Source organism: Pseudomonas sp. 31-12, from assembly GCF_003151075.1.
Lineage (GTDB): Bacteria > Pseudomonadota > Gammaproteobacteria > Pseudomonadales > Pseudomonadaceae > Aquipseudomonas.
In genome coordinates this window covers 2,808,340-2,820,012 of record NZ_CP029482.1, presented here as the reverse complement: position 1 = coordinate 2,820,012, position 11,673 = coordinate 2,808,340, and the positions used below count along the sequence as shown (strand labels likewise).

Annotated in this window: 10 protein-coding genes; 4 read left to right on the top strand and 6 right to left on the bottom strand. The window is 58.1% G+C overall.

Features of this window, described 5'->3' with window-relative positions; translation table 11 throughout:
- Nucleotides 1-17 precede the first annotated feature (17 nt).
- From iolB to iolC, 3 genes are all read right to left on the bottom strand, one after another.
- Nucleotides 18-827 carry a 5-deoxy-glucuronate isomerase gene (iolB, locus tag DJ564_RS13240; protein ID WP_109629887.1) on the bottom strand — a complete coding sequence of 270 codons (810 nt, stop codon included), beginning with the start codon at nt 825-827 and terminating at the stop codon, nt 18-20.
- Nucleotides 824-1,717 carry a myo-inosose-2 dehydratase gene (gene iolE / locus DJ564_RS13235; protein ID WP_109629884.1) on the bottom strand — a complete coding sequence of 298 codons (894 nt, stop codon included), beginning with the start codon at nt 1,715-1,717 and terminating at the stop codon, nt 824-826. Before iolE ends, iolB begins: the two co-directional genes overlap by 4 nt.
- A gap of 183 nt (nt 1,718-1,900) precedes the next feature.
- Nucleotides 1,901-3,838 (bottom strand): 5-dehydro-2-deoxygluconokinase, encoded by a 1,938-nt coding sequence (iolC, locus tag DJ564_RS13230; protein ID WP_109629882.1) that lies wholly within the window; start codon nt 3,836-3,838, stop codon nt 1,901-1,903.
- Between the two features lie 311 nt (nt 3,839-4,149).
- On the opposite strand from iolC, the gene DJ564_RS13225 reads away from it, so the two are divergent.
- The gene (locus tag DJ564_RS13225; protein WP_109629879.1) at nt 4,150-5,070 is read left to right on the top strand and encodes a MurR/RpiR family transcriptional regulator; all 921 of its coding nucleotides are present in this window, start codon (nt 4,150-4,152) and stop codon (nt 5,068-5,070) included.
- Between the two features lie 76 nt (nt 5,071-5,146).
- A complete protein-coding gene (locus DJ564_RS13220; RefSeq protein ID WP_109629877.1) occupies nt 5,147-5,758 on the top strand; it encodes a glutathione S-transferase in 612 nt (203 codons plus the stop codon).
- A 71-nt stretch (nt 5,759-5,829) separates the two neighbouring features.
- Here DJ564_RS13220 and DJ564_RS13215 read toward each other — a convergent pair whose 3' ends face one another.
- The 3 genes from DJ564_RS13215 to DJ564_RS13205 all read right to left on the bottom strand — a co-directional run bounded on the left by DJ564_RS13215 (nt 5,830) and on the right by DJ564_RS13205 (nt 8,982).
- Entirely contained in the window at nt 5,830-6,921 is a 1,092-nt protein-coding gene (locus DJ564_RS13215) for an alkene reductase (RefSeq protein WP_109629874.1), read from the bottom strand.
- Nucleotides 6,922-6,942: 21 nt separating this feature from the next.
- A complete protein-coding gene (locus DJ564_RS13210; RefSeq protein WP_256597500.1) occupies nt 6,943-7,965 on the bottom strand; it encodes an LLM class oxidoreductase in 1,023 nt (340 codons plus the stop codon).
- Between the two features lie 105 nt (nt 7,966-8,070).
- Nucleotides 8,071-8,982: a LysR family transcriptional regulator gene (locus DJ564_RS13205; RefSeq protein ID WP_109629869.1), complete on the bottom strand. Its 912-nt coding sequence runs from the start codon at nt 8,980-8,982 to the stop codon at nt 8,071-8,073.
- A gap of 352 nt (nt 8,983-9,334) precedes the next feature.
- On the opposite strand from DJ564_RS13205, the gene DJ564_RS13195 reads away from it, so the two are divergent.
- The gene (locus DJ564_RS13195; protein ID WP_109629866.1) at nt 9,335-10,438 is read left to right on the top strand and encodes a DNA alkylation repair protein; all 1,104 of its coding nucleotides are present in this window, start codon (nt 9,335-9,337) and stop codon (nt 10,436-10,438) included.
- Between the two features lie 395 nt (nt 10,439-10,833).
- On the top strand, nt 10,834-11,589 hold the full coding sequence (locus DJ564_RS13190; protein ID WP_109629863.1) for a restriction endonuclease: 756 nt from the start codon (nt 10,834-10,836) through the stop codon (nt 11,587-11,589).
- The last annotated feature ends 84 nt before the right edge of the window (nt 11,590-11,673 follow it).

The window sequence follows — 11,673 nt, the reverse complement described above, 5'->3', positions numbered from 1 at the left end:
CCGTGCAGAAAGTGAAATCAGAGGTCGAGCAGCCAACTGTGCTGCGGATCGTTATGGAACTGCCAGACGCGTTTCGGGCCGGCCATCACGTTCAGGTAATACGACTCGTAGCCATACGGCACGCTGACCGGGTGATAGCCCTTGGGCACGACCACGAGGTCGCTGTTTTCCACGGCCATGGCTTGATCGATGCTGCGGTCGTCGGTGTAGACGCGCTGGAACACGAAGCCCTGGGGCGGGTTGATCTGGTGGTAATAGGTTTCTTCGAGAAAGCTCTGGTGCGGCAGGTCGTCGGTGTCGTGTTTGTGCGGCGGATAGCTCGACGAGTGTCCCGACGGCGTGCGCACTTCCACCACCAGCAGCGAATGGGCGGGCTCGGTATCCGGCAAGATGTCGCAGACGTAACGGGTGTTGGCACCCTTGCCGCGCACGCTGCGCTTCATGGTGTCGGGTTTGATCAGACGGGGGCCGAGGCCCTTTTCGGCTGAGCCCGGGGCGGCGCAGACGGCGATCTGCACATCGCTCAGCGCAACGACTTGCGCCTGACTGCCCGGCGGCAAATAAGCAGCGAACGGCGATTTGTCTTCGAACACCGACTGGCGATCGCCGAGGTTGTCCCAGTCGAAGGCGCCCTGCCCCGGCGCTTCGCCCTTGATGCTGATCCGGCCGCTGAGCAGCACCAGGCACAGTTCTTTATCACCCGCCGCCACCGGCAAGGTTTCGCCCAGGCTCAAGCGGTATGCGGCGAAGCCGACGTATTCCAGTTCACCCTCGCCCAACTCGACCATGGTCCGGCCACGGGCGTTGCTTTTGACCAGCAGGCTCATAAGGCAATCCTCTCGTCGAGCAACGCACGCAGGGTGTCGTAGCCCTTTTTCGCGTAGACGTAGCTCGGGGCCACGGCCGGGTCTTGCTCGGCCTCGACCACCAGCCAGCCGTGGTAATCGTTGGCCAGCAACACATCGAGCAGCGCGGCAAAGTCGATGTCACCATCGCCGGGCACGGTGAAAGTGCCGTTGATGATGCAGTCCGGAAAGCTCCACAGATTGTTGCGCGCCAGTTGCACCACCGGTTTGCGCACGTCCTTGAAATGCACGTGGCAGATGCGTTCGATGTGTTTGCGCAGCACCTGCAACGGCTCGCCACCACCCATATAGCAATGGCCCGAATCGAACAGCAGACCGACTTCGCTGCCGGTCAGCGCCATCAGCTTGTCGATGTCGGCCGGGGATTCGACGTAAGCGCCCATGTGGTGGTGATACGCCAGGCGCACGCCTTGGGACAGGGTGAAACGTGCCAGTTCGGTGAGCTTGTCGGCGTATTCCTGCCAGGCCTGTTCGGTGTGGAAGCGCGGGCGTTCGACCAAGGGAATGCGTTGGCCCTGGATCGAGTCCGCCACTTCACCGTAAACCAGGACCTTGGCGCCGTTCTTCGCCAGCAGCTCGACATGGCTGCCGATGGCGTCGATTTCTTCCGCCACCGAACGACGGGCCAGACGGCTGGAATACCAGCCCGAGACCAACGCCAGATCATAGGGCCGCAACACGTCACCGACGCCTTTGGCATCCTTGGGGAATTTGCCGTTGAGTTCGAAACCTTCGTAACCGATCTCCTTGCCTTCGCTCAACGCAGTGCTCAGCGGCGTCTCGCCACCGAGGGACGGCAAGTCGTCGTTGCTCCAGGAAATCGGGTTGATGCCAATTCGGATAGCGGGCATGGCTGCACCTTTTGTTGTTTTTTCTAAAATGTTCGGCCAATCATTTGTGGCCAGTGGTGCTTTTGTGGCGAGGGGGCTTGCCCCCGCTGGAGCGCGAAGCGGTCCCAAAATAGCGAGTGCTACGCACTCGAACGGGGGCAAGCCCCCTCGCCACAACAAGCCCAATCAACCCCATAACTTTGTTCAGGCGCGGGCTGTGCGCCAGGCATCGATGAGTTCGACGAAGGTGCCCTGCACTTGGCGGATCAGCTCCTCATCATCGATTTCACCAGCCAGCCACGCGCGGCTCGGTTCCTGGAAAATCGTCCTCCCCACCGCGAACCCGCGACAGGTCTGGCTCTGGCTCGCTTGCTGAAACCCTTCGGCCAGCGCAGACGCCGGCGCATTCAACCCCAACAACACCACGCCGCGGCAATACGGGTCGCGCTCCTGAATCAGCTCATCAAGTTGCTTCCACTCCTCGGCACTCTGCGCTTCGATCTTCCACCACGCCGGGTAAATCCCCAGGTTGTAGAGTCGCTTCAGCGCGCGATACAGCACGTCCGGGTGGGTCGACGGATGATCCTTCGGCGGGATGATTTCCAGCAGCAGTTCATGCCCACTGACTTGGGAGGCCTGATACAAACCCTTGATCTGCGCTTCCTGCTCCAGGCGCAGCAACGGCTCATCATCGGGATGGAATTGCACCAGGCACTTGATGATCTGCTCTTGCGGCCAGGCAATCAGGTTGCTGCCAATCGAGCGTCCATGTTCGAACGCCAACGGCCGCGATCCCTGCACTTCCACCGGCCGCGCCACCCACCAGCCACGACCGGTGGCGGCATTCAGCGAGTCCTGGCCGAAACGCTGATCAGCCAGCAGCCCGACATCGGCATCAATACCCTGCTCACGCAAATCGGTTTCAACCCGCTCCACGGCTTTGATAAAGAGTTGCTTGAGCTCGCAGATAGCATTCAGGTCTCGGCCGCCCTTGTGCGCCAGTTCCACCAGTTGCCCACGATGATCAAAGGCAAAGATGAACAGCTGCCGCCACTGTTTGCGCGGCACGCTGACCTGGTGCAGCCGCTGCAACACCGCGTCCTGATCCGGCCGGGTAATCGGCACCGGGCTGTTAAACAGGTAATCGAGTTCGGCGCGGGTCGGCATCGCCGGGGCGCAAGCATGACGCGACACCACCAGACCGCCGCAGGCATTGGCCAACTGGCAGCAGCGCTCGTCACTGGCATCCTCCAGCCAACCACTGAGGAAGCCCGACATAAAGGCATCGCCGGCCCCCAACACGTTGAGCACTTCCACCCGAACGCCAGGGTAAATCGCCCCGTCTTCAAGGCGCACCGGAATCGCCCCGTGAATCACCGTGCAACCCTGCGGCCCGAGCTTCACCACTAACGTTGCATCGCTCAAACGCCGGACATTACGCAACGCCGTGAGCAAATCCTCCGAACCGCCAGCAATCAAAAACTCTTCTTCAGTGCCAACAATCAGATCAAAACGCGGCAGGATTTTCTGCACATGCTGGCTGACATTCTGATCGGCGACGAATCGCGTCTCGCCATCAGCCTTACCGGCCAGCCCCCACAGCACCGGGCGATAGTCGATATCCAGCACCCGTTTGACGCTGTGCTTCTCGGCGTAATCCAGCGCCTGGATGCTCGCCTTGTAGACGCCGTCGGTGGAGAAATGGGTGCCGGTGATCAGCAAGGCTTTGCTGGAGGCAATAAAGGCTTCGTTGATGTCCTCGGCCCGCAACGCCATGTCGGCGCAGTTTTCGCGGTAGAAGACTAAAGGAAAGGTTTCGCGGTCCTTGAGACCCAGCAGGACCATCGCGGTCAGGCGCTCCGGATCGACTTTGACGCCGCTGACATCACAGCCTTCACGCGCCAGGGATTCCAGCAGGAACCGACCCATGTGGTCGTCCCCTACCCGGCTCAGCATCGCCGATTTCAGCCCCAGCCGAGCGGTGCCGAAAGCGATGTTGGCGGACGATCCGCCAAGGTACTTGGCGAAGCTTGAAACATCCTCCAGCCGCGCCCCGACTTGCTGCGCATAGAGGTCGACGCCAAGGCGCCCCAGGCAAATCAGATCCAATTGACGCCCACTGGCAAAACGAGTCTGGCCCATGCTGGCTCCTGTTATTTTTATCAGCCTGCGTTCGGGGCGTTTCAGGCGCCGAACGCTCTTGGTGGGATGCAGACTAAAACGACCGGGACCGAATAATCAATAATTATTCCAAATAATTTTTACGTGGAATATTTTTTCCAATAAACTTTTACAAAAGCATTCCAGACACAGTGCATCGTTTCAGCAAACCTCACGCCGGCCGCAAGCTCAAGATTTTATTCCGGCCTACCCTGTAGACTGCGCACAGCCAACCTATTGTCAGGGGATGACACGCAAGTCAGCCCTATAAGAACAAGCCAGAAGGATTCCCTATGTCCCGCACCGATCAGCCGGCTACGACCGAGAGCACGCCCGACAGCGATCTCGTCAGCCCCCCGATCAATGCCGAGCGTCTGCTGCAGCTGATCACCAACGAATACGAAAGCCTGCCGCGCCAGCTCAAACGCATCGCCAGCTACATGAGCCAGCAAAGCGACCGGATCATGGTCGACCGCATCAGCGACATCGCCCGCGAGTGCGAAGTGCACCCGTCGGCCATCGTGCGGTTCTCCCAGCGCTTCGGGTTCAGCGGTTTCAGCGAAATGCAGGCCCTGTTCCGCGAGGCGTACACGCACAAAACCACGCCGGTGCAGAACTACCAGCAGCGCATTCGCAGCATGATCGCCAACAAATCGCAGAAAGCCAGCGGCGGCGACCTCGCCCGCGAATGCATCGACGCGACCCTGTCCGGCATCGAGCGACTGGGGCAAGAGCTCGATGACGAAGCCTTCGACAAAGCCGTGGACCTGGTGGTCAATGCCGACAACATCTACGTGGTCGGCGTGCGCCGCTCGTTCGCCGTGGCCGATTACCTGGTCTACAACCTGCAACACACCAACAAACGCATCCATCTGGTCTCCGGCCTCGGCGGCAGCTACCGCGAGCAGATGCGCAGCGTGCGCGCCAATGACTTGGTCATCGCCATCAGCTTCACCCCGTACGGCAAAGAAACCCAACACTGCCTGCGCATCGCCCAGCACAACCAGGCGAAAACCCTGATCATCACCGACAGCAACCTCTCGCCGCTGGCCAAACGCGCCAACACCGTGCTGCTGGTCAATGAAGGCAGCTCGTTCGCCTTCCGCTCGTTGAGCGCGACCTTGTGCCTGTGCCAGGCGCTGTTCATCGCCGTGGCCTATCGCCTGGAACTGAAGGTCGACGAGATTCACGAACAGGTCGGTTTCGAGGATTAGCCCCGCGCCGTTTGCAGGTCGCCGAACCTCAGCTAAGGTAGTCCATCCCGACATGGACACCTGAAGGAGTGGCGCAATGAAACTGATCGGCATGCTGGATTCGCCCTACGTGCGGCGCGTGGCCATTTCCGCTAAGCATTTGGGCATCGACCTGGAGCACGAGTCGGTTTCCGTGTTCCGCCACTTCGAGCACTTCCAGCAGATCAACCCCGTGGTCAAGGCCCCGACCCTGGTGCTGGACGACGGCGAAGTGTTGATCGACTCGACACTGATCATCGACTACCTCGAAGCCTTGGCCGGTCCCGGCAAAAGCCTGATGCCCGGCGACCTTAAGCAGCGACTGCGCGCATGGCGTCTGATCGGGCTCGGGTTGGCAGCGTGCGAAAAGTCCGTTCAGCTTTACTACGAACGCAACCTGCGCCCCGCCGAGATTCAATACCAGCCTTGGGTTGAGCGGGTCGAAGGCCAACTCGCCGCAGCCTATTCAGCGCTTGAACGCGAACTGGAAAAACAGCCTCTGGCAAACGGTGCCTTGATCGAACAAGACGGCATCACCCTCGCCGTCGCCTGGAGCTTCACCAACCTGGTGACACCGGATCAAGTCGATGCCACACGCTTCCCGCGTATAGCCGAATTCACCGCGCAGGCAGAAAAGCTTGAGGCTTTCATCAGTACCCCGATAACCTGACCGGCCCCCTCGAACGGACCCGACCATGACCGCCGCCGAACAACCTGCCCCGGCGCTGCACGACGGGTCCACTATGCACTTTCTGCGACTGGCGACGAGTACGCGGGATAATCGATGTAGCCATGCGCTCCCCCGCCGTAGTAAGCCTCCCTTCCCGCTTCGGCCAGTGGCCAGCCATGGCGCAAGCGATTGACCAGATCGGGATTGGCTATAAACGGCCGGCCAAAAACCACCAGGTCGCTTAAACCTTCTTCGATGGCCTGCTGCGCGGTTTCAAGGGTGAACCCGCCCGACACCATCAAGGTGCCGTCGTAAGCTGCGCGGAAGTCTTTTTGAAAGTCCGGCGTGCCGAGATGGCTCGCATGCAAGTAGGCAATCTGGCGTTGCGACAGTGCTCCGGCCAGAGCGAGCCAAGTGGCCTCTTCGCCATCGAACGGGTGCAGATCCGCCAGGTGGGCAAAAGGCGACACGCGCACACCCACCTTCGAACTGCCGATCTGCGCACTCACCGCATCGACCGTCTCAAGCAGCAATCGCAGGCGATTCGCGATCGGTGCACCACCGTAACGGTCTTCACGCGTGTTGAAGACGCCGTTGATGAACTGTTCAAACAGATACCCGTTGCCGGCGTGAATTTCGACGCCGTCAAAACCTGCCGACATTGCATTGGCCGAGGCCAGGCGAAAGTCTGCAATGACCTGCCGGATCCCCTCGGCATCCAACGCCACGGGCGCACTCACCGGAACTTGCGCAGGCTTGCCGTCGCTGTCGTAGGCATGCACCAGCGTTTGACCGGCGGGCATGGCCACAGGCGCGACAGGTGAGCGTCCGTCCAACAAGGAAGAATGCGAGACGCGCCCCACATGCCAGAGCTGGAGGAACATGCGTCCCCCGGCTTGATGAACCGCATCAGTCACGCGCTTCCAGCCTTCAATTTGCGCTGCGCTGTGGATCCCCGGGGTATACAGGTAGCCGCGTCCCTGTGGAGACACCTGCGCGCTTTCACTGATGATCAGGCCGGCTCCGGCGCGCTGGGCGTAATAGGTCGCCATGTCTTCAGAGGGCACGGTGCCCTCGACGCGAGCGCGGGTCATCGGCGCCATGACGATGCGATTGGGCAACTGCTGACCCGCAAGGTCATAAGATTCGAAAAGTGATGACATGAGTGATTCCTCCGCGTGATCTCAGGCATGTGACGGGAAGTACGGCAGAACGTACTCGCCGAGTTCATCGAGGATTTCGCCATAGGGTTGACGGCTGACCTTGGGGTTGAGCGCGATATGCGAGACACCGGCAGATTGCGCGTGCTCCAGGTAATTGCGCAGACCATTGCGCCCTGCCCGGAAGCCACCCTGGATGCGCTGGAATGGCTGATCCGGGTTGTCGCTGAGGTCGAAATAGCCGCCCAGGCCCAACGGTTTGAAAGCGTTGCGGTTCTCTGCCTCCTGCACGGCGGCGTGCCAGGTCTCTCCCAACGATGGCAACCGCTCCGGGCTTTGGACGCCGGCAAGATAGCCATCAAGATGCTGAGCCAACCATTCAACGCTCTGTTGCGCCTGGCCGACAGCAATTGACGGGACGCGGCCATACGGCGCCTTCGGCACCAGGTCCAGGTTTCCGTGTGAGCCACCGAATCGCTCGGAGCGAAAACGCGGAAAGCTCTGCTCGATCAGGGTTCGAAACACCGAAAAGGCGTCACGGTAGCGATCGCCACGGGATTCATAATCGATGCCCAGCATCGGGTAATCACTGTATCGATCACCCGAGGACAGCCCCAACACCAGTCGACCTTCACTGAGTTGATCGAGGGACGTCGCTTGCTTGGCCAGATACATCGGATCACGGGTCGGCAGCACAATACCCGTGGTGCCCAGGACAATGCTGCGGGTGGCGGCGGCCAGGTAACCGATGTAGACCAGCGGCTCAAAGATCTGCGCCACATCGCCATAATCCGGGTCGTAGAAAGGTATGTCGCGCATCCACAAGGCACCAAAGCCCAGCGCTTCGGCGCGTTGCGCCATCTCCACGTGATCACGCATGGTCGGCGCCGGTCTGCCCGGGTGGGTTTCGAGGGGCAAAATCAGGCCAATCGTGAGCGCCTGCGGTTTAAACAAGCGTTGAAACCCGGGATGGCGCTCAAGCGAAGGATGGGCGGTCGGTAAAGTGGCCGGTTGAGCTGGCGGCGAGAAGTGGGTGGCGGTAGTCATAATGGCAGTCCCGTGAGTGACGATGACTGACATATTTATTGATTCCTCAGGCTGGATAAACAGCAGTTCGCGACCGTTACACGGTCCGCTGAGTCCCCAATATCGCTATCTTTCCCAAGGCACGCCTGTTTCCCAACGCTCGATCAACAGGTCAATAAACCTGCGAACGCGGGGGGACAGGTGACGCTTGCTGGTGTAGACGACTCGGATGGGATCAGGAGGTGCGCGATAGGGTTTCAACACTTCCACTAACGTGCCATCGCGCAGGTCGTTACCCGTAATGTAGGTCGGCAGATGAATCAGGCCGATGCCTGCCAGCGCCGCTTCTCGCGTGGCTTCTGAACTGTCGATGTTCAGTCGCCCCGGCTGTTCGTAAAGATGAAGGCCGGCAGGTGTCTGGTAACGCCAGACGGTCGGCCGCTCGCCACTGAACAACGCGATGGTGTCATGCCCGACAAGGTCAGCGGGCGTTTGCGGCACGCCGCGTTGGGCCAGATAAGCAGGCGATGCACACGTCGCGAATTGCTGCCAAGCCACGGTACGAGTAAATAATTGGGAGTCATCTTTGGGCGTGCCAATTCGTATGGCGATGTCGATGCCCTCCTCGACCAGATCAACAAAGCGGTCGGTAAACCAGACATCCGCCCGCAGTTCAGGCCACTGCTTCAGATAAGCATCCAGAATCGACAGAATGTGGCGCTGACCAAAGGACAGCGGTGCCGTGAGCTTAAAGGTCCCGGTGGGCCGCCCACGACGCAAGGCCATGGTCGCTTCCACTTCATCCAGGTCTTCAAGAATCTGACGCCAGCGCTCATAGGCGACCTGTCCCTCGTCAGTCAGACTCAGTTTGCGCGTCGTGCGATTGAGAAGCCGTGCGCCCATCCGGCTTTCCAGGCGAACTATACTTTTCCCCACCGCCGACCGGGTCAGGCCAAGAGAAGCCGCCGCCGCAGTAAAGCTTCCAGCCTTTACGGCGCAGACAAATGCAGCGATGTCACCCAATCGGTTGGCTTCCATGGCGCGCTTTACTCCAGGATATGCATAGAGTGTATGTGGAGCGTGAGGCCCATAAAATTTCCTGTTCATTTATCAATAGGACCGGATCATGATCCTCAAGCGCGCAGGCTCGCAACCCTCGATAAACGGCCCGGAAGCGTACTTCACAGGCACCGTCCGTATGGACCCACTCAACTCCCCTCCTGAACCGGCCCGAGCGTCCATCGTCAGCGTCAGCGAACGTCGATCCCCCAGGGGAATGATTTGACCCGTGAGCCTGCCACTATCACGGAATTCGCCGCACAGACAGAAAAGCTTGAGGCTTTCATCAGTACCCCGATAACCTGACCGGCCCCCTCGAACGGACCCGACCATGACCGCCGCCGAACAACCTGCCCCGGCCCTGAAGGAAATCTTCAACGCCGAACGCCTCAAACACATCGCAACTGAAATGACGGCGGTCTACCCGGCATTCAACGCCAAAGCCTTCCTGAAAATGGCCAACGACGGCCTCGCCGACCTGTCGATCATGCAGCGCATGGCCCGCGTCAGCGAATGCCTGCACGCCGTGCTGCCGCTGGACTACGACAAATCCCTCGAAGTGCTGCGCGCCCTCGCCCCGCGCCTGAACAGCGGGTTTGTCAGCATCTCCCTGCCGCATTACGTGGCGATGTATGGCGCGCATGATTTCGAGCGCTCGATGGAAGCGCTCAAATACTTCACCGCGTTTGGCTCTGCGGAATTTGCGATTCGGTATTTTCTGCGCAGCGATCTGGAGCGGTCGTTGGCGCTGATGCAGGCATGGTCTCGGGATGAGAATGAGCATGTTCGGCGTCTGGCCAGCGAAGGCAGTCGACCGCGCTTGCCGTGGTCGTTTCGGTTGGAGCAGATTCAGAGTGATCCTACGTTGGCGGCGGCGATTCTCGACAACCTCAAGGCGGATGAAAGCCTTTACGTGCGCAAGTCGGTAGCCAATCACCTGAATGACATTACCAAGGACCATCCGGAGTGGGTGCTGGACTTGATTGAGGGGTGGTCGCTGGAGAACAAGCACACCGCGTGGATTGCTAAGCATGCGCTGCGCAGCTTGATCAAGCAGGGAAACCAGCGGGCGTTGGCGATTATTGGGGCGAGTGGCAAGGCTGAGGTTGAGATTGTTGGGGTGAAGGTCGAGCCGGCGGTGATTCGGTTGGGGGAGAAAATCACCCTGTCGTTTGCGGTGAAATCCACGGTGGCGGAGAGTCAGCGGTTGGTGATTGATTATGCGATTGATTACGTCAAAGCCAATGGCAGCACTTCGGCGAAGGTGTTCAAGCTTAAGGCGTTGACGTTGGCTGGCAAGGCGACTGAACGGGTCAGCCGTGGTCAACAGATCAAGGAGCTCACCACTAGGAAGCACTACGTAGGCAATCACGCAGTGCACATTCTGGTGAATGGCGAACGCCTAGCCAGCACCTCTTTCGAAATTCTTGCCTGAAACATACTGCTCTTTTGTGGGAGCAAAGCTTGCTCGCGATAGTGTTAAGCCTGACCTGCCGCATTATCGCAACAAATAAATTAGCCCATTGCGCCGTCCGCTTAAGGTCGATCTCAGGATTTACGGCAGGCTGTAATCGGTGAAAAGCAGCCAAGCGAAATTGATCAGAGGGTCAGAGATTGTGATCGGTTCTCTCCGAGGTTAGCCTTACGAAAGCCTAAACACCACCAGCTAAGGGAACTGCAGGAAATGGTGCACGTAATCCACCCTTCACCTTGCCCTCTCTATTCCGGAGTAGTTGCGCTGTTCTCTATACGCAATGCTCACCACATGGCACGTTTAAATGCGCCATGTGGCGTCTATTTATAGTTTTGTGCAGCAGGATCAGAATCGGCATGAGCCAAAAAAGAAAAAACTCCGACTGGTATAAGTTCCAAGAAAAAATCAAAGAACACTTCGAGTCTCTTGGCGCAATTGCACGCACAAACGTGAGAACCCAAGGCGCGCGCGCAAGTCATGATATTGATATATTGGTTAGTCCAAAATTCTTCGGCAAAGAGATAACTTGGATTGTCGAAGCCAAGAACTGGTCTAATAATGTGTCTAAAGAAAAGGTAATGGCCTTGCTTAGCATCGTCCAAGACATAGGTGCTGACAGAGGTTTCATAATTTCAAACAAAGGCTTTCAGAAAGCTGCTCTTGAGTGCGTAAGAAATACCAATATCACCCTAGCAAATTTCGAAGAATTCAAAGAATCTACGAAGGACTTTGTAAATACAGAAGTAATCAAGCATTACGAATTAAGACTTAAACTGCTTCATGCTAGATACTGGGCTCATCCCAAACGCATAAGGCGAGACTATAATTTGCGCCATGACATATGCAGCCTTTCACCTTTTTCCGGCACAACCCTGCTAGGTTTTATCGAACATGTCATTCAAGGCATCAAAAGAAAAAACTATCCTATAAGCACCGACACAGGGCTAGAAATCAACATTGGAGAGAAGCAAATCCACGACTTTCATCAAGCATGCAACTGGCTAAACCTCAATCTAAATCTTCTTGATCAACAACTCTTAAAAGCCGAAATGATGATGATGAAAAATGGCGAGTTCCGTCCAGAATACGAGCGGTGGGCAAGTGCTTTTTAGTTACTTCGCACGATTTCAACATAACGGCTTTAAAACGTTCGTTGCGCTCATTTAGACAGGTTAAATCCTGCCTCTTAATCAAAA